The sequence below is a fragment of the Pseudomonas putida genome (assembly GCA_029953615.1).
In the GTDB taxonomy this organism is placed as follows: domain Bacteria; phylum Pseudomonadota; class Gammaproteobacteria; order Pseudomonadales; family Pseudomonadaceae; genus Aquipseudomonas.
This window is the reverse complement of record CP124529.1, coordinates 2,920,753-2,942,157: the sequence shown is the minus strand read 5'-3', so window position 1 is coordinate 2,942,157 and position 21,405 is coordinate 2,920,753. Positions and strand designations below refer to the sequence as shown.

The following is a 21,405-nucleotide window of genomic DNA, read 5'->3' as shown; positions in this document are numbered from 1 at the left end:
CATGAAAAGAACAATTACAACGCTTGTTGCAGCTGGCGCAGTGGCCAGCGTGGCCGTGCTGGGCGCTGCGTACTCCGGCCTGGTCAACGTCGGCGCCGATGATCCCCATTTCCCCGCCGTGCATGCCTTTCTGGCCATGGCACGGGACCGCTCTATCGCAGTACGGGCCAGAGACATCGAGGTGCCAGAACTGAAAGATGAAGCGCTGATTCGTACCGGCGCTGGTAACTACAACGCCATGTGTATCGGTTGCCACCTCGCCCCTGGCGTCGAGAAGACCGAGCTTAGCCAGGCGCTGTATCCATCTCCCCCCAATCTGACCAAAAGCGGGATCGGTGGCGACCCCGCTGCGGCGTTCTGGATCATCAAGCATGGCATCAAGGCCTCTGGCATGCCGGCCTGGGGCAAGAGCATGGGCGATGAATACATCTGGGGCATCGTCGCCTTCCTGGATCAGCTACCCCAGTTGAGCGCCAAGCAGTACCAAACGATGGTCGCGGCCAGTGGCGGCCACCAGCATGGGGGGGGCGAAAGTGAAATGCACAACCATGAAGGCCAGCACCGCGGCAACGTGCCTGGCCACCAGGGTGAGCAGGCCTCGGGCGCAGGCCAGCATGATGAGGGGCATTCAAAGGCGCATACTCATCGCGATGGCAAGCAGCACATGCATAAAGACTGAAGGCAGGGTACGTGTATGCCGACAGGTTTGCACTCAGGTAGTGGGCAGCCCAGATCATGAATCCCCTGAAAGTTCTCGACTGCTTGCTCTGGCCCTTTCGCGGGCACGCCCGCTCCCACAGAGACCTCACAGGCTTCACCTTCTAGCGGCAGTTCCCTGTGGGAGCGGGTTTACCCGTGAAGGGGCCGGCACAGGCAGCACACCCGTCAGCCCTTCACACACACCACCTGCCGCAAGGTGTGCACCACTTCCACCAGCTCCTGCTGCGCGCGCATCACCGCATCGATGTCCTTGTAGGCCATGGGGATCTCGTCGATCACCTCCTTGTCCTTGCGGCATTCCACATGCGCCGTGGCCCGCCGCTGGTCGTCCACGGTGAAGCGGCTCTTGGCCTTGGTCCGGCTCATCAGTCGGCCGGCGCCATGGCTGCAGGAACAGAACGATTCCTCGTTGCCCAGTCCTCGCACGATGAAACTCCTGGCTCCCATCGAGCCGGGAATGATGCCCAACTGGCCCTTCTGCGCCGACACCGCGCCCTTGCGCGTCACCAGCACCTCGCGGCCAAAATGCTGTTCGCGCTGCACATAGTTGTGGTGGCAGTTCACCGCTTCCAGGCTGGCCTCGAACGGTTTGCCCAGCGCCTTGCGCGCAGCACCGACCACCGCCAGCATCATCAGCTCGCGGTTCTGCCTGGCGTAGTCCTGCGCCCATTCCACCGCTTCGACGTAGTCGGCGAAATGGCGGCTGCCTTCCTCGAAATACGCCAGGTCCTTGTCCGGCAGATTGGCCAGGTGCTGGCGCATGTCGGCCTGGGCCAGCTCGATGAACAGGTTGCCAATGGCATTGCCCACGCCCCGGGAGCCGCTGTGCAACATGAACCAGACGCGGTCGGCCTCGTCCAGGCATACCTCGATGAAGTGGTTGCCACCGCCCAGCGTCCCCAGGTGATGGCGGTTATTGGTCTTCTCCAGCCGCGGGTACTTGTCGGTGATGGCCTTGAAACGCCCGGCCAGCTGGCCCCAGGCCTTGTCCGCCTTGGCTGGCACATCGGCCCAGGCGCCCTGGTCGCGTTTGCCGAAGGTCTTGCCATGCGGCACGGCATGTTCGATGGCATTGCGCAGTCCATGCAGGTTGTCCGGCAGGTCGCGGGCGTGCAGCGATGTGCGTGCGGCGATCATGCCGCAGCCGATGTCTACACCCACCGCGGCGGGGATGATCGCGCCAACGGTGGGAATGACGCTACCGATGGTCGAGCCCTTGCCCAGGTGCACGTCCGGCATTACCGCCAGGTGCTTGAAGATGAACGGCATCCTGGCCGTGTTGAGCAGCTGTTTGCGGGCGTCGTCTTCCACCGGTACGCCGTCGGTCCACAACTTGACCGGCTTGCCGCCGGCGACCTGGAGAATGTCCATGGGCTGTTCCTCGAATGCATAGCCGCATGATACCGCCAAAGGTCGTAGAGCCGTGGGTTGCCTGCGGGGTGGCAATGTGCTGTATGCTTGGCCGGTCTTCAGGGCGGGGTGAAAGTCCCCACCGGCGGTAAATCGAAAGATGAGCCCGCGAGCGCCCCGGCCATGCCGGGGGTCAGCAGATCTGGTGAGACTCCAGAGCCGACGGTCATAGTCCGGATGAAAGAAGGCGTCAGGCAGGGGCCATTCGGGCGCCCCTGCGCACGCATTTTGTTCGCCCCGAGACGTTCATCGATCATTCACGAGGAGCGTTTCATGTCCACCAGGCACCACCCGCAATTCCCCAATGTTTCCGCAGCCATCGCCGCCTTCCAGGCCGGGCGCCCTGTGCTGCTGCTCGACGACGACGACCGCGAGGACGAAGCGGACATCATCGCCGCCGCCGAGAACATCTCGCTGCAGACCATGGCCATGATGATCCGCGATTGCAGCGGCATCGTCTGCCTGTGCCTGGACGAGGCCACCGTCGACGAACTGCAACTGGCACCCATGGTGCAGAACAACCAGGCCCGCCATGGCACCGGCTTCACCGTCACCATCGAGGCGGCGGAAGGTATCACCACCGGGGTTTCCGCCCAGGACCGCATCACCACCATTGGCGCGGCACTGCGCTCCACCGTAGACCAGCGCCATATCGTCAGCCCGGGGCATGTGTTCCCGCTGCGCGCACGCAATGGCGGGGTGCTGACACGCCGTGGGCATACCGAAGGTTCGGTAGACCTGGCACGCCTGGCCGGCTTGCGCCCGGCAGCGGTGCTGTGCGAACTGATGAACCCCGATGGCACGATGGCCCGTGGCGAGCAGGTAGCGGTGTATGCGCGACAATACAATCTGCCGGTGCTGACCATCGAGGAACTGGCGCGGTACCGTGAGGCCATGCTGGAGCTGGAAGCAGAGCCAGCCTGATACGCCACTTCGGGGCCATTCGCGGGCACGCCCGCTCCCACAGGTACACCACAGCCTTCAAGACCTGTGGTGCACTGTGGGAGCGGGCGTGCCCGCGAAAGGGCCCTTGAAACACACCTCATTACCCCTGAAGTTTGCTCCCCCCGCCCCGCTCTGCTAGTGTCGCGCCGTTCTGAATGCCACCGAGACAGTCGCCATGGCCCGCAAAAAAGCCTCCCTCGATTTCGAGCAATCCCTCGCAGACCTGCAAGCACTGGTCGAGCGCCTGGAGAACGGCGAGTTGTCGCTGGAAGAGTCGCTGGCCGCCTTCGAGCAAGGCATCGCCCTGACCCGTGACTGCCAGGGCGCCCTGGCCCAGGCCGAGCAGAAGGTGCAGATCCTGCTGGAACGCGATGGCGAACTGGCTGCCCAGCCCTTCGACGCGGAGCCGGAAGCATGATCGGCACCTACCAGGCCAGTTGCCAGGCGCGGGTCGATGCCGCCCTGGAACCGTTGTTCGTCGCCCCGACCAAGGAACTCGAACGCCTTTACGCCGCCATGCGCTACAGCGTGATGAACGGTGGCAAACGCGTGCGCCCGTTGCTGGCCTATGCGGCCTGCGAAGCCTTGGGCGCCCCGGCCGAACAGGCCAACGGCGCGGCCTGTGCGGTGGAACTGATCCACGCCTACTCGCTGGTGCATGACGACCTGCCGGCCATGGATGACGACGACCTGCGCCGTGGCCAGCCGACCACCCACAAGGCCTTCGATGAGGCCTGCGCGATCCTCGCCGGCGACGGTTTGCAGAGCCTGGCCTTCAGCGCCCTGCTCGACCCGCGCCTGAGCCCGCAGGCCGACAGCATTCGCCTGGCCATGGTCCAGGCCCTGGCCAAGGCGGCCGGCCCGGCAGGCATGGTCGGGGGGCAAGCCATCGACCTCGGTTCGGTGGGCCTGAAGCTGGACCAGCAGGCGCTGGAATTCATGCACCGGCACAAGACCGGTGCACTGATCGAAGCCAGCGTGCGCCTCGGCGCCCTGGCCAGCGCCCGCGCAGAGCAGGTGCAACTGGATGCCCTGCAGACCTATGCACAGGCGATCGGCCTGGCCTTCCAGGTGCAGGACGATATTCTCGACGTGGAAAGCGATACCGCCACCTTGGGCAAACGCCAAGGGGCCGATATCGCCCGTGACAAACCGACCTACCCGGCGCTGCTGGGCCTGGAAGCGGCCAAGGCCTATGCGATCGAACTGCGCGACCAGGCGCTGGTCGCACTGGAAGGCTTCGGCGAAAAGGCCGAGCCGCTGCGGGCGCTGGCGCGTTACATCGTCGAACGCCGCAACTGATTTGATTGGGGCCGCTGTGCGGCCCTTCGCGGGCGCGCCCGCTCCCACAGGGCCCTCACCGCTCTCGAGCCCTGTACCTCTGGGAGCGGGCGCGCCCGCGAAGGGCTGCACAGCAGCCCCAATGCGACACCCGTCTGAATGGGCAGTATTTCCTACAATGGGGTAAACTGCCGCGTCTTCACACACCTATAACGACTCGCCTGATGCCCACGACGTTTCAAGAGATCCCCCGCGAACGCCCGGTCACGCCGTTGCTCGACCGCGCTGACACGCCTGCCGGCCTGCGCCGGCTGGCCGAAGCCGACCTGGAGACCCTGGCCGACGAACTGCGCCAGGAATTGCTCTACACCGTGGGTCAGACCGGTGGGCATTTTGGTGCCGGCCTGGGCGTCATCGAACTGACCATCGCCCTGCACTACGTCTTCGACACCCCCGACGACCGGCTGGTGTGGGACGTGGGCCACCAGGCCTACCCGCACAAGATCCTCACCGGGCGCCGTAAGCGCATGCTCAGCCTGCGCCAGAAGGACGGCATCGCCGCCTTCCCGCGCCGCAGCGAGAGCGAGTACGACACCTTCGGCGTCGGCCACTCCAGCACGTCGATCAGCGCCGCACTGGGCATGGCCATTGCCTCCCGCTTGCAGAACAGCGACCGCAAGTCGATCGCGGTGATCGGTGATGGCGCGCTGACCGCCGGCATGGCCTTCGAGGCGTTGAACCACGCCCAGGAAGTCAACGCCGACATGCTGGTGATCCTCAACGACAACGACATGTCGATTTCGCGCAATGTCGGCGGCCTGTCCAACTACCTGGCCAAGATCCTTTCCAGCCGTACCTACGCAAGCATGCGCGAAGGCAGCAAGAAAGTGCTGTCGCGCCTGCCGGGCGCCTGGGAAATCGCCCGCCGCACCGAGGAGTACGCCAAAGGCATGCTGGTGCCGGGCACGCTGTTCGAAGAACTGGGCTGGAACTACATCGGCCCGATCGACGGCCACGACCTGCCGACCATGATCGCCACCCTGCGCAACATGCGTGACCTCAAGGGCCCGCAGTTCCTGCACGTGGTGACCAAGAAGGGCAAGGGCTTCGCCCCGGCCGAGATCGACCCCATCGGCTACCACGCCATCACCAAGCTGGAGCCGGTCGACAAACCCGCTGCACCGAAGAAGGCCAGCGGCCCGAAATACTCCGCGGTGTTCGGCCAGTGGCTGTGCGACATGGCCGCCGCCGACAATCGCCTGGTGGGCATTACCCCGGCGATGAAGGAAGGCTCCGACCTGGTCGATTTCAGCGAGCGCTACCCGGAGCGTTATTTCGACGTGGCGATCGCCGAGCAGCATGCCGTGACCCTGGCGGCCGGCATGGCCTGCGAGGGCAGCAAGCCGGTGGTGGCAATCTACTCTACCTTCCTGCAGCGCGCCTACGACCAACTGATTCACGACGTGGCGGTACAGAACCTCGACGTACTGTTCGCCATCGACCGCGCCGGCCTGGTCGGCGAAGACGGCCCGACCCACGCGGGCAGCTACGACCTGTCGTACCTGCGCTGTATCCCGGGCATGCTGGTAATGACCCCAAGCGACGAGAACGAGCTGCGCAAGATGCTCAGCACCGGCCACCTGTACAACGGCCCGGCGGCTGTGCGCTACCCGCGTGGCACCGGCCCGAACGCGCCGATCAGTGGTGACCTGGAGCCGCTGGAAATCGGCAAGGGCGTGGTCCGTCGCCAAGGCGAGAAAGTCGCCTTGCTGGTGTTCGGCGTGCAACTGGCCGAGGCCATGCAGGTAGCCGAGCAGATCAACGCTACCGTGGTCGACATGCGCTTTGTCAAACCGCTGGACGAGGTGCTGGTGCTGGAGCTGGCCGCACGCCATGACCTGCTGGTGACCATCGAAGAAAACGCCATCATGGGCGGTGCCGGTGCGGCTGTTGGTGAGTTCCTGGCCAAGGAGGCGATCGTGAAACCGCTGTTGCACCTGGGGTTGCCGGACATCTATGTCGAGCATGCCAAGCCTGCGCAGATGCTGGCTGAGTGTGGGCTTGATGCAGTCGGTATCGAGGCTTCGGTGAAGGCCCGCATGGCCAGGCTCGGGCTTTGAGATTTTGGGGCCGCTTTGCGGCCCATCGCGACACAAGGCCGCTCCTACAGGAACCGCGCAGTTCTTTGTAGGAGCGGCCTTGCGTCGCGATCGAGGGCGCAGCCCTCGCAAAAGCTCATCGGATCGTTGGCACTTCAGCCTCGAGCAACGCACACAACCGCGCCGTTGCTTCGATCATCTGCCCACTGGGCCGCTCCAGGCCTTTGTCCGGCACCACCAGCAAACGCTCATCGGCAACCGCACGCAGTTGCGGCCAGGCCCTCCAGCTCGCCAGTTGCGCTTCATCACCCGCCAGGATGACCTGGGGGTTGCGCAGCAGCACAGATTCCACATTTACCTGCGGCGCCGGCTGGGCGAGATCGGCAAAGACATTACGCGCCCCGCAAACGGCCAGGGCATCGCTGACCACCTGCTGGCCACCGAGCGTGTACAGCGGACGGTCCCAGACCTGGTAGAACACCTGCAAGGGCTCGGCCCTTCGATACTGCTGGCGCAACTGCCGCAACCGGTCACGCAAGGCCTGGGCATACCGCCGGCCCTGTTCGGCACGGCCGACACGCTCAGCAATGGCTTCGATCTGCTCGATCAGTTGGTCTATATCATGGGGTTCGGCGCTGAAGGTAGCGATGCCCAGGCGCTTGAGCTGGTCACGTTGGGCCGACGGCACGCTGCCCGGCCACAGCAGCAACAGGTCGGGGCGCAGGCTGAGCAGGCGCTCCATGTCCAGCTGCCCCTGGCGCCCCACCGAGGGCAGCTCGCGCAGCGCCGCCGGCCGTTCGCCACCGTCAAGCACACCGACCAGCAGGTCATCGGCCTGCAGTTCGAGCATGATCTCGCTCATCGACGGGGCCAGGCTGACCACCCGCAGCGGTTCGCCAGCCAGTGCGGAGCAGGCGAACAGCGTCAACAGGCCGGGCAGCAGGCGCATCAGCCGAGCTGGCGGGGAATGCGATAGAGGTACAGCACCACCACGGTGGACAACGCCAGCAGGATCTGCGGCACCGCCTCCAGGCCGACCAGTACCGACAGGGCGGCAACCCAGGCGGGGAAGCAGGCATACAGCATGGCCAGGCGCCGCACCCGCGCCAGCTCGATCCAGGCGGCAGGTTCTTCGCCAGTGCCAAGCACCTTGGAAGTGGCGATGAGGGCGCGCTTGTAGGCACCGAAGCGCGGCAGGCTGAGGAACATGGTCGCCGCGCCGGCAATGAACAGCGGCATGGCCAGCACCGAGGCCAGCGCATCACCACCACCGAAGGCCCAGGCCATCACCGGCAGCGGCACCAGGCCCACTGCCAGGTACTGCCACCAGGCCAGCGCCAGGCGCCGCTTGACCTCGGCGCGGGTCACGCCTGAGGCACCTCGCCCTGGTGCTCGTTACCCAGCATATGGCCCAGCTTGCCGGCCTTCGTCGCCAGGTAGTAGCGGTTGTGCGGGTTGTGCCCGGTATGCAGCGGTACGCGCTCGGCGACGACGATGTTCATGTCGGTCAGGGCTTTGACCTTGCGCGGGTTGTTGGTCATCAGGCGCAGCGACTTCACGCCCAGGTGCTCCAGCATCGGCAGGCATATGGCGTAGTCGCGCTGGTCGGCGGCAAAGCCCAGGCGCTCGTTGGCCTCGACGGTATCGGCGCCACCATCCTGCAGCTCGTAGGCGCGAATCTTGTTCAGCAGGCCGATGCCGCGGCCTTCCTGGCGCAGGTACAGCAGCACGCCACGGCCTTCACGGGCGATTGCCTGCAGCGCGGCTTCCAGCTGTGAACCGCAGTCGCAGCGCTGGCTGAACAGGGCATCGCCGGTCAGGCACTCGGAGTGCAGGCGCCCCAGCACCGGCTGGCCGTCCGCGATGTCACCCAGGCTGAGCACCACGTGCTCACGGCCGGTGGCTTCGTCGAGGAAGCCATGCATGGTGAAGGTCGCGAAGGGCGTCGGGAGTTTAGAGGCGGCAACAAAGACGACGGGCACGTTGTGCTCCTGGAATAAGTTGAAAATTTCTCGTGGGCCGATTGTATCAGCAGGTTGGGGGATATGGGCTGGCTGAATACCGTGGGGTAAGATCGAAAAGTTCGATGCTTAGTAGAGCGCTGTACTCAATCCTGTGGGAGCGGGCATGCCCGCGAACACCGGCGTAGCCGGTGCCACACACCACGGTGGATTCTTCGCGGGCACGCCCGCTCCCACAGGGGCCGTGTCAGCTCAGGAAACCGGCTATTCAATGCGGTTTGCTGTCGGGCCTGAACGGATACGGCTGCTGCCAGTGCTCGAATATGGGCTTGAGTTCGCCACTGCGTACCAGTTCGGCCATGCGCTTGTCGAACAGGTCGCGCAGGGCCTTGGCCTGGTCGTTGCGGGCAAAGGCCAGGTACAGCGGCAGCTCGGCCACATGGCTGCGGCGGAAGCGCTCGGGCTGGGAGGTCTGGCCGAGCACGTAGTCGACCTCGGTCAGCGCATCGATGTAGAAGTCCACACGGTCATGCTCCAGCATTGGCAGGATACCTTCGCGGCGCTGGACCTCGCGAAAGTCATGCACATTCGGCAGGTAGCTGCCGAAGTCGTAGCCACGCACCCAGGCCAAGCGGTAGCGGCCTATGGTCTGCTGGGTAGGCACAGGCTTGCTGGCCAGCCCCAGGGCATAGATGTGGTCCATGTCGAAGTGCCAGCGCGGGTACAGGTTGTCGTCGTTCTCTTCCTTGTATGAACCTACCCAGGCGTCTGCCTCGCCACGCTTCACCAGCCCGACGGCACGGCTGTAGGGCGCGCTCTGGGTCACCACCTTGACCCCGGCCGGCTCGAACACCTTGCGCAGCACATCCCAGGCCACCCCGGTACCGTCGGCGTTGGTGTAGTCGAGCCACTCTTCGCTGACCAGGTGGACCTGCTTCGGCACACCTTCGGCAGCCGCCCAAGGGGCGAGGCTCAGCAGCATTACCAGCAGCATCGCCCTCATGGCCATTCATCCGCTCCCTGTATCAGGCAACCGCCCACACCAGAACCTGCATGCTTAACCAGGCAAACACGCCGGCCAGGATATCATCGAGCATGATCCCGACGCCTCCATGCACATGGCGGTCGACCCAGCGGATCGGCCACGGTTTGAGGATGTCGAAGAAGCGGAACATCAGGAACCCCGCCAGCAGCCATTGCCAGCCTTCCGGCACCAGCCAGAGGGTTATCCACATGCCGACGATCTCGTCCCAGACAATGCCTTCGTGGTCGTGCACGCGCAAATCATTGGCGACCTTGCCGCAGAGCCAGAAGCCGAACAGCATGCTCACGCCCAGCAACAGCCAGTAGCCCCAGTCGGGCAGCATCTGCCACAGCGGGATGAACGGGATGGCCACCAGCGAGCCCCAGGTACCCGGCGCCTTGGGCAAGGTACCGGAGCCGAAGCCGAAGGCGATGAAGTGCCACGGGTTGCGCCAGACCGAAGGCGGAACGAACTCCGCAGGCACCTGGTTGGGGTGATCGGTCACGGTGTCTCCCTAAAATGTTGATAGCCGCGTTGCCGCGGGGTTATGTCCCGGCCCTGCCGGTCGCGCAGGCTGACACCCTGCCCTTCGAGCACCCGCCCGATGACATGCAGCGCCGCCAGGCCTTGTGCCTGCAGGGGTGAAAGCTGGTCTGGCGGCAAGGTGAACGCCAGCACATAGTCGTCGCCACCGGTCAGCGCCGCGTGTATAGCCGCCTCGGTGCCGAGCAGGCCCTGCAGGGCAGATGACATCGGTACCTGCTCTAGGTTCACCTCGAGCGCCACGCGGGAGGCCTTGGCGATATGCCCACAATCGGCCAGCAGGCCGTCGGAAATGTCCAGTGCCGAGGTGGCACGCCCGCGCAGCAACTGGCCCAGGGCGAACTGCGGCGACGGCGACCAGTAATGATCGAGCAACGGCTGCGCCAGCGCGGCATCGGCCTGGCGCTGGCCCAGTACCAGCGGCAAGGCCCCCGCCGCGTTACCCAGCTCGCCCCCCACGCACAGCAGATCGCCCGGGCGAGCGCCGTCACGGCGCAACGCCTGCCCCGCCGGAACCCGGCCGAACACGGTCATGGTGATGCTCAGGGGGCCACGGGTAGTGTCGCCACCGATCAGGCTCAGCTGGCAGTGGCTGGCCATGCGGTTCAGGCCGCTGGCGTAGGCTTGCAGCCAGTCGGCGCTGACCTCGGGCAAGGTCAGGGCAAGGGTGAAACCGATGGGAGTGGCGCCCATGGCCGCCAGGTCGCTGGCCGCCACGGCCAGCGAACGCTGGCCGAGCAACCACGGGTCGCACACCGCCGGAAAATGCACCCCGGCGACCAGGGTGTCGGTGGACACCGCCAGTTGCTCGCCGGCGGGAAGGCTCAGCAGGGCGCAGTCGTCGCCGATGCCCAAGGCCACACCGTCACCGCCTTGCGCACAGGGCGCGGCGGCAAAGTAATGGCTGATCAGCTCGAACTCACCCATGGTCCGCAAGCGCCAGAATCAGCGCTTGTTCGCCTTGACTTCTGCTTCGCGCAGGTTCGGGGCCAGCTTGTCCAATACGCCATTGACAAACTTGTGGCCGTCGGTGGCACCAAAGACCTTGGCCAGCTCGACACCCTCGTTGATCACCACGCGGTACGGTACGTCGACGCGCTTGATGAACTCCCAGGTGGACAGACGCAGCACCGCCAGCTCGACCGGGTCGAGCTCTTCCAGTGCCAGGTCCAGGCATGGCTTCAGGGCGTTGTCGATTTCGCTCTTGATCGCCGGGACCCCATGCAGGATCTCGCGGAAATAAGCGCCGTCGACATCGGAGAAATCGTTATCGACCCGGAACTGCGCTTCGATCTCGTTCAGCGAATGCTGCGCCATGTGCCACTGGTACAGCGCCTGGGTCGCGAGCTTGCGGGCTTCGCGGCGCTTGGCGCTCTTCGAGGGCTTGCCGGCATCCGCAGGTTTTGGATCGCGCGGGTTGAAACGATCGCTTTCGTCGCTAATCACTTGGCCTCCAACTGCGCCAGCAGGCTGACCATTTCCAGAGCGGACAGGGCAGCTTCAGCACCTTTGTTGCCGGCCTTGGTGCCGGAACGCTCGATGGCTTGCTCGATGGAGTCGACGGTCAGTACGCCGAAGGCCACCGGAACACCGAACTCCATGGACACCTGGGCCAGGCCCTTGGTGCATTCGCCCGCCACGTATTCGAAGTGCGGGGTACCACCACGGATCACCGCGCCCAGGGCGATGATCGCGTCGTAGGCGCCTTGCTGGGCGACCTTCTGTGCCACCAGCGGGATTTCGAATGCACCCGGGGCACGGATGATGGTGATGTCGCTTTCGCTGACACCGTGGCGTACCAGGGCATCAACGGCACCGCTTACCAGGCTTTCGACGACGAAGCTGTTGAAGCGGCCAACCACCAAAGCATAGCGACCTTTGGGGGCGATGAAGGTACCTTCGATGGTCTTCAGGGTCATTCCGATATTCTCATCTTCAAGAGCGAGGCCGCATACGGGCGGCCTCGACAGGGGTATGGACTCGAGCTGGAGGGCGTCATTGCCGCCTCAAGTCACTCGGAGGGCACGTATTCTACAACTTCCAGATCGAATCCGGATATCGCGTTGAACTTCATCGGCGAACTCATCAGGCGCATCTTGCGCACACCGAGGTCACGCAGGATCTGCGAACCGGCACCCACGGTGCTGTAGGTGGTCGGTACCTTGGCGGGGGCATCGCCGGCGCTTTCGCGGATGTGCGCCAGCAGCACGTCGCCGTCCAGCGGGTGACCCAGCAGCAATACCACGCCGCTGCCGGCCTCGGCCACGGCGGCCATGGCCGCGCGCAGGCTCCAGCGGCCCGGTTGCTTGACCAGCAGCAGGTCGCGCAGCGGGTCCATGTTGTGCACCCGCACCAGGGTCGGCTCTTCGGCGCAGATCTTGCCCAGGGTCAGGGCCATGTGCACGTCGCCTTCCACCGCGTCGCGGTAGGTGACCAGGTTGAACTCGCCCAGCTCGCTCTCCACCGGTTGCTCGGAGACGCGCTGCACGGTGCGCTCGTGGATCATGCGGTAGTGGATCAGGTCGGCGATGGTGCCAATCTTCAGGCCGTGCTCGGCAGCGAACACTTCCAGTTCGGCGCGGCGCGACATGGTGCCGTCATCGTTCATCACTTCGCAGATCACGCCACTCGGCTCGAACCCGGCCATGCGCGCCAGGTCGCAGGCGGCTTCGGTGTGGCCGGCACGGGCCAGGGTGCCGCCAGGCTGGGCCATCAGGGGGAAGATGTGGCCAGGGCTGACGATGTCTTCGGCCTTGGCATCCTTGGCGGCGGCCGCCTGTACGGTGCGGGCGCGGTCAGCGGCGGAGATGCCGGTGGTGACACCTTCGGCGGCTTCGATCGACACGGTGAACTTGGTACCGAAGCCCGAGCCGTTGCGCGGCGCCATCAGCGGCAGCTTCAGCGTTTCGCAACGCTCGCGGGTCATCGGCATGCAGATCAGGCCACGAGCGTGCTTGGCCATGAAGTTGATGTGCTCGGGCAGGCAGCACTCCGCTGCCATGATGATGTCGCCTTCGTTTTCACGGTCTTCGTCATCCATGAGGATGACCATTTTGCCCTGGCGGATGTCTTCGACCAGTTCTTCGATGCTGTTGAGCGCCACGCGGCACCCCCTTCTCAATCAGGATTTCAAGAAGCCGTTGGCGGCCAGGAAGCTTTCGGTAATGCCACTGCCCTTGCTCGGTTCGGCAGCCTTGTCACCCAGCAGCAAGCGCTCCAGGTAACGGGCCAGCAGGTCGACCTCAAGGTTTACCCGACGCCCTGCGCGGTAGTCGGCCATGATGGTTTCGGACAGGGTGTGCGGGACAATGGTCAGCTCGAACTCGGCGCCATTGACCTCGTTGACCGTCAGGCTGGTGCCGTCGACGGTGATCGAACCCTTGTGGGCGATGTACTTGGCCAGTTCCTTCGGTGCACGCACGCGGAACTGGATGGCGCGGGCGTTATCGCTGCGCGAGATGATTTCGCCGACGCCGTCGACGTGGCCGCTGACCAGGTGCCCGCCCAGCCGGGTAGTGGGGGTGAGGGCTTTTTCCAGGTTGACCTTGCTGCCGCTCTTGAGGTCGATGAAGGCGGTGCGCTTGAGGGTTTCGACGCTGACGTCGGCCCAGAAGCCGTCACCCGGCAGTTCGACGGCGGTCAGGCACACGCCGTTGACGGCGATGCTGTCGCCGAGCTTGACGTCACCCAGGTCGAGTTTGCCGGTTTCGACGTAGACGCGCACGTCGCCACCCTTGGGGGTCAGGCTGCGGATGGTGCCGATGGATTCGATGATGCCGGTGAACATGGGGTCTTCCTCAAAAACGGTTTGCGCGGGGCAAGCCTGGCATTATACGCCGGGCGCCGGCAGGGGGATGGCCGTGACCCGCCAGTCATCGCCCACTGCGCGCATTTCGGTAATTTTCAGCCGCGGCGCTTCACTCATCCGGTCCAGTGGCCAGTCCAGCAGCGGGCGGGCCTGGGAACCGAGGAAGGTGCCGGCGACGAACAACTGGTATTCGTCGACCAGGCCTTGCCGGGCGAAGGCGCCGACCAGGCCGGCACCGGCTTCCAGCAGGATTTCGTTGACGCCACGGGCAGCCAGGGCTTGCAGCAGCGCCGGCAGGTCCACCTGGCCATTGTCACCCGGCAGGCTGAGCAGTTCGTGGCCACCAGCGGCATAGCGCGGGTCATCTGCGACAGCGGTCACCACCAGCGCCGGGCCGGCCTGGAAGAACGGGGCATCCAGCGGCAGGCGCAGGCGGCCATCGACCAGCACGCGCAGCGGTGTGCGGCTGAGTGCAAGAGCGGTGGTTTCGGCATCCAGGCCCAGTTCGGCGCCGCGTACGGTCATCCGTGCGTTATCGGCCAACACGCTGGCGGCGCTGGTCAACACCACGCTGGAACGGGCGCGCAGGCGCTGCACCGCCGAGCGGGCGGCGGGGCCGGTGATCCACTGGCTTTCGCCACTGGCCATGGCAGTGCGGCCATCCAGGCTCATGGCCAGTTTGGCGCGAACGAACGGCAGGCCGTGCTCCATGCGCTTGAGGAAACCGGGGTTGAGTGCACGGGCCTCGGCCTCGAGCACGCCGCTGGCCACTTCGATACCGGCCTCGGCCAGGCGCCGCAGGCCCTGCCCCGCCACTTGCGGGTTGGGGTCCTGCATGGCGGCCACCACTCGTGCCACGCCGGCATTGACCAGCGCTTCGGCGCACGGCGGTGTGCGGCCATGGTGGCTGCACGGCTCGAGAGTGACATAGGCACAGGCGCCACGGGCACGCTCACCTGCCTGGCGCAGCGCATGCACTTCGGCATGCGGTTCGCCGGCGCGCACATGCCAGCCTTCGCCGACCACCTCGCCATCGCGCACGATCACGCAGCCTACGCGCGGGTTCGGGTGGGTGCTGTACAGGCCCTTGCGCGCCAGCTCCAGCGCGCGGGCCATGTAGTGGGCGTCGAGGATCGCAGCTTGGCTGGGCATGGTCACTCTTTAGCCGGCTCGCGAGCCAGGCGGTCGATTTCTTCGCGGAACTCGTCGAGGTCCTGGAAGCGCCGGTAAACCGAGGCAAAACGGATATAGGCCACTTCGTCGAGCTTGCGCAGCTCGGCCATGACCATTTCGCCCACCACCAAAGATTTGACTTCGCGTTCACCGGTGGCGCGTAGGCGGCTCTTGATATGCGCCAGCGCCGCTTCCAGGCGCTCGACGCTGACCGGGCGTTTTTCCAGCGCCCGCTGCATGCCGGCGCGCAGTTTATCTTCGTCGAAGGGCTGGCGCGTGCCGTCCTGCTTGATCAGCCGGGGCAGCACCAGCTCGGCGGTTTCGAAGGTGGTGAAGCGCTCGCCGCAGGCGACGCATTCGCGGCGGCGGCGCACCTGCTCGCCCTCGGCGACGAGGCGAGAGTCGATGACCTTGGTGTCGTTGGCACCGCAAAAGGGACAGTGCATGGTGGCAGGCAACAAAAAAAGGGAGGGCCATGGTAGCGCATCCCACTGGCAAGACAAGCCAAAGGGGTTAACATCCATGGCAAATCTGCCCGTGAAGGACTACCCCATGCATTACCGAGCGCTCGTCGTGCTGTGCTGCGCCGCCCTGCTCGCCGCCTGCGGCAGCGACAGGCCGAAGCCCGACGCCCCTGCGGCCCCCACGCCAGCCCGTACGGCCAAGCCGGCCGCAGTACTGGGCCCGCTGCCGGCCTACCAGCGCGAGCTGAGCGGCACCTTGCTGGAAATCCCTGCCGGTGCCGACGTGGAGCTGGCCTTGCTGGTCATCGACGAACGCGACCGCCCCCAGCGCCTGCTGGCCAGCAGCAACCTGACCGGCACCGGCCAGGCCTTGCCCTACCAATTGCGCTTCAACCCCGAGGCGTTCCCCGCCGGCGCCCGGGTCGAACTGCGCGGCCGCGCCAGCCGTTCCGGCCAACTGATCATGCACCTGCCGCCGGTGCGCATTACCCAGGCCCAGACCCAGGCCATCGGCCCACTGCGTTTCGAGAAGGCGCCGTAAGTGGCGCCAGTCTCCTTGCAACAGGCCCTTAGCGGCCTGATCGGCGAAGCGCGTCTTGTCGTCAGCGAGCTGCCCGGCTGCGACCTCAGGCTGTGGCTGATCGACGACCAGAACATGGACCGCGCCTTCAGCAGCGAAGAGACCCGGCGCATTCTTGAAGAACCGCCCTACTGGAGCTTTTGCTGGGCCAGCGGCCTGGCCATGGCCCGTTACCTGGCCGAGCACCCGCAATGGGTAGCCGGCAAGCGCGTGCTGGATTTTGGCGCCGGCTCCGGTATCGCCGGTATTGCCGCTGCCCGCGCCGGTGCGCTGGAAGTGGTAGCCTGCGACCTCGACCCGCTGGCACTCGATGCCTGCCGCGCAAATGCCGCGCTGAACGGAGTGGAACTGGGTTACAGCAGCGATTTCTTTGCCGAGGACGACCGCTTCGACCTGATCCTGGTGGCCGATGTGCTGTACGACCGCGCCAACCTGCCGCTGCTGGATGCCTTCCTCGACCGCGGGCGCCAGGCGCTGGTGGCCGACTCGCGGGTACGCGACTTCAGCCACCCGCTGTACCGGCAACTGGGCGTGCTCGAAGCGCTGACCCTGCCGGACCTGGCCGAGCCGCACGAATTCCGCCGGGTCAGCCTGTACCACGCCAGCCGCGACACCTTATAGTGGTGTCATTCACGAGTTTGCGAGAGTCGCGATGACCCAAGACACGCCTTACATTTTCGACGCTACCGATGCCACCTTCCAGCAACTGGTAATCGAGAACTCCTTCCACAAACCGGTGCTGGTGGACTTCTGGGCCGAGTGGTGTGCGCCGTGCAAGGCACTGATGCCGCTGCTGGCCAAGATCGCCGAGGGCTACCAGGGCGAGCTGCTGCTGGCCAAGATCAACTGCGACGTGGAGCAACAGGTGGTTGCCCAGTTCGGCATCCGCAGCCTGCCGACCGTGGTGCTGTTCAAGGACGGCCAGCCCGTGGACGGCTTTGCCGGTGCGCAGCCGGAATCGGCGATCCGTGCCATGCTCGAACCGCACGTGCAATTGCCCGCCGCCCCCAGCGCATCGCCGCTGGAGCAGGCCAAGGGGCTGTTTGCAGAAAGCCGTTTTGCCGAGGCCGAAGCGCTGTTGCAGGCCCTGCTGGGTGAGGACAACAGCAATGCCGAAGCGCTGATCCTGTATGCCCGCTGCCTGGCCGAACGCGGTGAACTGGGTGAAGCCCAGGTTGTGCTGGACGCGGTCAAGACTGACGAACATAAAGCTGCACTGGCCGGCGCCAAGGCCCAGCTGACCTTCCTGCGCCAGGCCGCCAGCCTGCCGGAAGTGGCCGACCTTAAAAGCCGCCTGGCGCAGAACCCGCAGGATGACGAGGCGGCCTATCAGCTGAGTATCCAACAGCTGGCACGCCAGCAGTACGAAGCGGCGCTGGAAGGGTTGCTGAAGCTGTTCCAGCGTAACCGCGGCTATGAGAACGGGTTGCCGCAGAAGGCGATGCTGCAGGTGTTCGAGTTGCTGGGTGGGGATCACCCGCTGGTTGGGGTCTATCGTCGCAAGCTGTCGGCGGCGATGTTTTGACTTGAGGCTCATTGCGAGGGCTTTGCCCTCGTTCGCGGGTAAACCCGCTCCCACAGAATTGCGCAGGCCCCAAGTGCTGTGAAATCCTGTGGGAGCGGGTTTACCCACGAATAGGCCAGCACAGGCAATACAGATTTATCCCACCCAGTGATAAACCGGCGCGTCCACGCCACTTTCCACCTTAACTTCATTGCTATGCCGCAAGCGCACCAGCAGCCGCTTGCCCGCCGCCGTACTCCCGGCCAGCCCTTCCAGCCGATCCAGCAATTCCGGCCCGCTCATCTGCCCTGCCAGGCGCAACACCTCGCGCGCCGCAGTCCATTGCCCGTCATCCTGGCGCGGCGCTGCCACCGCTGCCGTCGCAACAGCTTGCGCGACCACCGGTACGTCGCTCTGCCGCCCCAGCTGCGCCCACTCTTCAGGCTCCAGCTCGATGGTCAGATCCACAGGCCAGTCACCAATCTGCCCACGAATTCTCATGCTGCATTCCCTGAACCCAAGTCAATGCTGCCATCCTACCGCAACATGAAACCTGCGCCACGCAGGCTGGCGACGCGCAGAAAAGTTGTTATAACATAACCCAATCTTCCCGTCCGCTCCGGAGCCGTCCATGCGTCGCCTGTTGCTCGCCCTGCCCTTCGCCTTGCTGCCCCTGGCCCATGCCCACGCTGATGAGCATGAGCATGATCATGACCACGCCCATGGCACTCTCGGCGCTCACGAGCATGGCGTGGCCAAGCTCAACGCCGTACTCGATGGCAACACCCTGGAGCTGGAGCTGGACAGCCCGGCAATGAACCTGGTCGGCTTCGAACACGCCGCCAACAGCGACGCCGACAAGGCCAAGGTTGCGGCGGTGCGCCAGCAGCTCGAACAACCGCTGAAGCTGTTTGGTCTGCCCGCTGCCGCCGGTTGCAAGGAAGACCAGCAGGAACTGGAAAGCCCGCTGTTCGGTGATGCTCCGAAAGCCGACGACGATGGCGACGAACACGAACACGAACACAACCACCAGCACAGCGACATCGGCGCTCGCTACCAGCTGACCTGCACCAACCCCGACAAACTGGCACAGGTGGACCTTGCGCCACTGTTCAAAGCCTTCCCGGCCACCCAGAAAATCAATGTGCAACTGATCGGCCCCAATGGCCAGAAAGGCGTGGAGACCACGCCGGCCAAGGCCGCGGTCGCGTTCTGAATGCGCCAGCCGTTGATCGAACTGCATGACCTGGTGTTCGCCTGGCCAGGCCAGCCCGCGCTGCTGGACATTCCGGCATTCCGTCTGGAAGCTGGCGAGGCCCTGTTTCTCAAAGGCCCCAGCGGCAGTGGCAAAACCACACTGCTGGGCCTGCTGGGCGGGGTGAACGTACCGGGCCAAGGCCGTATCCAGTTGCTCGGTCAGGACCTCGGCCGCCTGGGCCAAGGCGCCCGTGACCGCTTCCGGGTCGACCACACCGGTTATATCTTCCAGCAGTTCAACCTGTTGCCGTTCCTCTCGGTACGCGAAAATGTCGAGCTGCCTTGCCGTTTCTCGCGTAGCCGCAAGGCGCGCGCCGAGCAGCGCCATGGCAGTGTCGACCAAGCGGCCAGCACACTGTTGGCCCACCTTGGCCTGGACGACCCCGCGCTGCTCGCCCGTCGCGCCGACAGCCTGTCGATCGGCCAGCAGCAACGGGTTGCCGCCGCCCGCGCACTGATCGGCCAGCCCGAACTGGTGATCGCCGACGAACCGACCTCGGCGCTGGATGCCGACACCCGCGAAGCGTTCATCCGTCTGCTGTTCGATGAATGCCGTGCCGCCGGTGCCAGCCTGCTGTTCGTCAGCCACGACCAGAGCCTGGCGCCGCTGTTCGACCGACACCTGTCGCTGGCCGAACTCAACCGTGCCGCCAAGCCCCGGGAGGCCTGATGTACCTGCTCCGCCTTGCCCTGGCCAGCCTGGCCAACCGCCGCTTCACTGCATTTCTCACGGCTTTTGCCATCGCCTTGTCGGTGTGCCTGCTGCTGGCCGTGGAGCGGGTCCGTACCGAGGCCCGGGCCAGCTTCGCCAGCACCATCAGCGGTACCGACCTGATCGTCGGTGCCCGCTCCGGCTCGGTGAACCTGTTGCTGTACTCGGTGTTCCGCATCGGCAACGCCACCAACAACATCCGCTGGGACAGCTATGAGCACTACGCCAAAGACCCGCGGGTGAAATGGGCCATCCCCATCTCACTGGGCGACTCGCACCGCGGTTATCGGGTGATGGGCACTACTGGCGACTACTTCAGCCATTACCAGTACGGCCGCCGCCAGCACCTGGAACTGAGCCAGGGCCGCGCGTTTGCCGATGATCCGTTCGAGGTGGTGCTCGGCGCCGAAGTGGCCGAGGCACTGCACTACAAGCTGGGCGACAAGCTGGTGCTGGCACATGGGGTCGCCGCGATCAGCCTGGTCAAGCACGACGACAAGCCGTTCACCGTGGTCGGCGTACTCAAGCGCACCGGCACGCCGGTCGACCGCACGCTGCATATCAGCCTGGGCGGCATGGAAGCCATCCACATCGACTGGCACAACGGCGTGCCAGCCCGCGGCACCGGGCGTGTCAGCGCCGAGCAGGCACGCACCATGAACCTGCAGCCTGCCGCCATCACAGCATTCATGCTCGGCCTGAACAGCAAGATCGCGACCTTCAGCCTGCAGCGGGAGATCAATGAATACCGCAGCGAGCCGTTGCTGGCGATCCTGCCCGGGGTAGCCCTGCAAGAACTGTGGAGCCTTATGGGCACTGCCGAGCAGGCACTGTTCGTGGTGTCGCTGTTCGTGGTGCTGACCGGCCTGATCGGCATGCTCACGGCGATTCTCACCAGCCTGAACGAGCGTCGGCGGGAAATGGCGATATTGCGTTCGGTTGGCGCCAGGCCGTGGCACATCGCGGGGCTGCTGGTGCTGGAAGCGCTGACGCTGGCAGCGGTCGGGATCGCTGCCGGGCTTGGTTTGCTGTATGCGGGTATCGCCCTGGCACAGGGGTATGTGCAGGCCAACTATGGTTTGTATTTGCCGCTGGCCATGCCCAGTGCTCATGAGTGGACATTGCTGGCTATCATCCTGGGGGCCGCGCTGCTGATGGGCAGCGTGCCGGCGTGGCGGGCCTATCGGCAGTCGCTGGCCGATGGCCTGTCCATTCACCTCTGAGTGTGTGCAATGATCAGAAACCTCACTGCCTTCTTCGCGGGCACGCCCGCTCCCACAGGTCCTTCACCAGGTTCGAAGCCTGCGGTAAACCCTGTGGGAGCGGGCATGCCCGCGAAGAGGCCAGCACTGCATACGCTGCTGATCCTGCTGCTGACAGTAGCGATGCCGCTGTGGGCTGGCGAACCCCGCGAACTGGACTGGCCCGCCCTCATCCCCGAAGGCGCCCCGCTCATCCCGCCACAACTCGCCCCGCTGCACGACATGTCACAGCTCAGCAACGCCCTGTCCGCCGAGTCCGCCCCACCGGCGCGCCAGCAGGCGCCCGACGCTCCGGTGGTAAAAAGCCTCGACGGCCAGCAGGTCAAGCTGCCTGGCTACATCGTGCCGCTGGAGGTCAGCGAAGAAGGCCGCACCACCGAATTCCTGCTGGTCCCCTACTACGGCGCGTGCATCCACGTGCCACCCCCACCGTCGAACCAGATCGTGCACATTTTCAGTGAAATGGGCGTGCGCATCGAAGACCTCTATCAGCCCTACTGGATCGAGGGAAAGATGCAGGTTAGAGCCTCCAGCAGCGAGCTGGCCGATGCCGGATACCAGATGGAGGCCGAGAAAATATACGCGTACGAGTTGAAGTGAGACCTGTTTCGAATTCGTGAAGACGCTTCTTTGAGCTGGGTCAAACATTCTGTTTAACCGCA

General features: G+C 65.1%; 26 protein-coding genes and 1 riboswitch. Of the genes, 12 read left to right on the top strand and 14 right to left on the bottom strand.

Going from position 1 to position 21,405, the window contains the following annotated elements; genetic code table 11:
- The first annotated feature begins 1 nt into the window (after position 1).
- Positions 2–679, top strand: a complete 678-nt coding sequence (locus QIY50_13435; GenBank protein WGV18499.1) for a c-type cytochrome — start codon at positions 2–4, stop codon at positions 677–679.
- A 206-nt stretch (positions 680–885) separates the two neighbouring features.
- Here QIY50_13435 and QIY50_13430 read toward each other — a convergent pair whose 3' ends face one another.
- A complete protein-coding gene (locus tag QIY50_13430) occupies positions 886–2,091 on the bottom strand; it encodes an RtcB family protein (GenBank protein ID WGV18498.1) in 1,206 nt (401 codons plus the stop codon).
- A gap of 90 nt (positions 2,092–2,181) precedes the next feature.
- Positions 2,182–2,323: riboswitch (FMN riboswitch) on the top strand.
- Between the two features lie 80 nt (positions 2,324–2,403).
- Between QIY50_13430 and ribB the strand changes: the two genes are divergently transcribed.
- The 4 genes from ribB to dxs all read left to right on the top strand — a co-directional run bounded on the left by ribB (position 2,404) and on the right by dxs (position 6,476).
- Positions 2,404–3,054, top strand: coding sequence for a 3,4-dihydroxy-2-butanone-4-phosphate synthase (gene ribB / locus QIY50_13425; GenBank protein ID WGV18497.1), 651 nt, complete (start codon positions 2,404–2,406; stop codon positions 3,052–3,054).
- Positions 3,055–3,250: 196 nt separating this feature from the next.
- Positions 3,251–3,493: an exodeoxyribonuclease VII small subunit gene (locus QIY50_13420; protein ID WGV18496.1), complete on the top strand. Its 243-nt coding sequence runs from the start codon at positions 3,251–3,253 to the stop codon at positions 3,491–3,493.
- Positions 3,490–4,377, top strand: a complete 888-nt coding sequence (ispA, locus tag QIY50_13415) for a (2E,6E)-farnesyl diphosphate synthase (protein ID WGV18495.1) — start codon at positions 3,490–3,492, stop codon at positions 4,375–4,377. The genes QIY50_13420 and ispA overlap by 4 nt, the downstream gene beginning before the upstream one ends.
- 203 nt (positions 4,378–4,580) lie before the next feature.
- Positions 4,581–6,476, top strand: coding sequence for a 1-deoxy-D-xylulose-5-phosphate synthase (gene dxs / locus QIY50_13410; GenBank protein ID WGV18494.1), 1,896 nt, complete (start codon positions 4,581–4,583; stop codon positions 6,474–6,476).
- Between the two features lie 115 nt (positions 6,477–6,591).
- On the opposite strand, the gene QIY50_13405 is transcribed toward dxs, so the two are convergent.
- The 12 genes from QIY50_13405 to nrdR all read right to left on the bottom strand — a co-directional run bounded on the left by QIY50_13405 (position 6,592) and on the right by nrdR (position 15,410).
- Positions 6,592–7,404: a cobalamin-binding protein gene (locus QIY50_13405; GenBank protein WGV18493.1), complete on the bottom strand. Its 813-nt coding sequence runs from the start codon at positions 7,402–7,404 to the stop codon at positions 6,592–6,594.
- On the bottom strand, positions 7,404–7,823 hold the full coding sequence (locus QIY50_13400) for an MFS transporter (GenBank protein WGV18492.1): 420 nt from the start codon (positions 7,821–7,823) through the stop codon (positions 7,404–7,406). The genes QIY50_13405 and QIY50_13400 overlap by 1 nt, the downstream gene beginning before the upstream one ends.
- Positions 7,820–8,437: a GTP cyclohydrolase II gene (gene ribA / locus QIY50_13395; GenBank protein ID WGV18491.1), complete on the bottom strand. Its 618-nt coding sequence runs from the start codon at positions 8,435–8,437 to the stop codon at positions 7,820–7,822. The genes QIY50_13400 and ribA overlap by 4 nt, the downstream gene beginning before the upstream one ends.
- 247 nt (positions 8,438–8,684) lie before the next feature.
- Positions 8,685–9,425 (bottom strand): transporter substrate-binding domain-containing protein, encoded by a 741-nt coding sequence (locus tag QIY50_13390; protein ID WGV18490.1) that lies wholly within the window; start codon positions 9,423–9,425, stop codon positions 8,685–8,687.
- 16 nt (positions 9,426–9,441) lie between these two features.
- Positions 9,442–9,945, bottom strand: coding sequence for a phosphatidylglycerophosphatase A (locus QIY50_13385; GenBank protein WGV18489.1), 504 nt, complete (start codon positions 9,943–9,945; stop codon positions 9,442–9,444).
- Positions 9,942–10,910, bottom strand: a complete 969-nt coding sequence (thiL, locus tag QIY50_13380) for a thiamine-phosphate kinase (GenBank protein WGV18488.1) — start codon at positions 10,908–10,910, stop codon at positions 9,942–9,944. Before thiL ends, QIY50_13385 begins: the two co-directional genes overlap by 4 nt.
- An 18-nt stretch (positions 10,911–10,928) precedes the next feature.
- Positions 10,929–11,429: a transcription antitermination factor NusB gene (gene nusB, locus QIY50_13375; protein WGV18487.1), complete on the bottom strand. Its 501-nt coding sequence runs from the start codon at positions 11,427–11,429 to the stop codon at positions 10,929–10,931.
- On the bottom strand, positions 11,426–11,902 hold the full coding sequence (gene ribE, locus QIY50_13370; protein WGV18486.1) for a 6,7-dimethyl-8-ribityllumazine synthase: 477 nt from the start codon (positions 11,900–11,902) through the stop codon (positions 11,426–11,428). The genes nusB and ribE overlap by 4 nt, the downstream gene beginning before the upstream one ends.
- A gap of 92 nt (positions 11,903–11,994) precedes the next feature.
- Positions 11,995–13,086, bottom strand: a complete 1,092-nt coding sequence (ribBA, locus tag QIY50_13365; GenBank protein WGV18485.1) for a bifunctional 3,4-dihydroxy-2-butanone-4-phosphate synthase/GTP cyclohydrolase II — start codon at positions 13,084–13,086, stop codon at positions 11,995–11,997.
- Between the two features lie 18 nt (positions 13,087–13,104).
- Entirely contained in the window at positions 13,105–13,770 is a 666-nt protein-coding gene (locus QIY50_13360; protein WGV18484.1) for a riboflavin synthase, read from the bottom strand.
- Positions 13,771–13,812: 42 nt separating this feature from the next.
- Positions 13,813–14,943: a bifunctional diaminohydroxyphosphoribosylaminopyrimidine deaminase/5-amino-6-(5-phosphoribosylamino)uracil reductase RibD gene (gene ribD, locus QIY50_13355; GenBank protein WGV18483.1), complete on the bottom strand. Its 1,131-nt coding sequence runs from the start codon at positions 14,941–14,943 to the stop codon at positions 13,813–13,815.
- A 2-nt stretch (positions 14,944–14,945) separates the two neighbouring features.
- On the bottom strand, positions 14,946–15,410 hold the full coding sequence (gene nrdR, locus QIY50_13350) for a transcriptional regulator NrdR (GenBank protein WGV18482.1): 465 nt from the start codon (positions 15,408–15,410) through the stop codon (positions 14,946–14,948).
- A gap of 106 nt (positions 15,411–15,516) precedes the next feature.
- Between nrdR and QIY50_13345 the strand changes: the two genes are divergently transcribed.
- The 3 genes from QIY50_13345 to trxA are packed head-to-tail and all read left to right on the top strand — an operon-like array spanning position 15,517 to position 17,533.
- Positions 15,517–15,969, top strand: coding sequence for a YbaY family lipoprotein (locus QIY50_13345; protein WGV23052.1), 453 nt, complete (start codon positions 15,517–15,519; stop codon positions 15,967–15,969).
- The gene (locus QIY50_13340) at positions 15,970–16,629 is read left to right on the top strand and encodes a 50S ribosomal protein L11 methyltransferase (protein ID WGV18481.1); all 660 of its coding nucleotides are present in this window, start codon (positions 15,970–15,972) and stop codon (positions 16,627–16,629) included. It abuts the gene before it with no gap.
- Between the two features lie 31 nt (positions 16,630–16,660).
- Positions 16,661–17,533 (top strand): thioredoxin, encoded by an 873-nt coding sequence (trxA, locus tag QIY50_13335; GenBank protein ID WGV18480.1) that lies wholly within the window; start codon positions 16,661–16,663, stop codon positions 17,531–17,533.
- Positions 17,534–17,668: 135 nt separating this feature from the next.
- On the opposite strand, the gene QIY50_13330 is transcribed toward trxA, so the two are convergent.
- Complete coding sequence (locus tag QIY50_13330) at positions 17,669–18,013, bottom strand: hypothetical protein (GenBank protein WGV18479.1); 345 nt, start codon at positions 18,011–18,013, stop codon at positions 17,669–17,671.
- 130 nt (positions 18,014–18,143) lie between these two features.
- Between QIY50_13330 and QIY50_13325 the strand changes: the two genes are divergently transcribed.
- From QIY50_13325 to QIY50_13310, 4 genes are all read left to right on the top strand, one after another.
- A complete protein-coding gene (locus tag QIY50_13325; GenBank protein WGV18478.1) occupies positions 18,144–18,728 on the top strand; it encodes a DUF2796 domain-containing protein in 585 nt (194 codons plus the stop codon).
- The gene (locus QIY50_13320) at positions 18,729–19,439 is read left to right on the top strand and encodes an ABC transporter ATP-binding protein (GenBank protein WGV18477.1); all 711 of its coding nucleotides are present in this window, start codon (positions 18,729–18,731) and stop codon (positions 19,437–19,439) included.
- Entirely contained in the window at positions 19,439–20,704 is a 1,266-nt protein-coding gene (locus QIY50_13315; GenBank protein ID WGV18476.1) for an ABC transporter permease, read from the top strand. The genes QIY50_13320 and QIY50_13315 overlap by 1 nt, the downstream gene beginning before the upstream one ends.
- A 126-nt stretch (positions 20,705–20,830) precedes the next feature.
- Positions 20,831–21,343, top strand: a complete 513-nt coding sequence (locus QIY50_13310) for a DUF3299 domain-containing protein (GenBank protein ID WGV23051.1) — start codon at positions 20,831–20,833, stop codon at positions 21,341–21,343.
- The last annotated feature ends 62 nt before the right edge of the window (positions 21,344–21,405 follow it).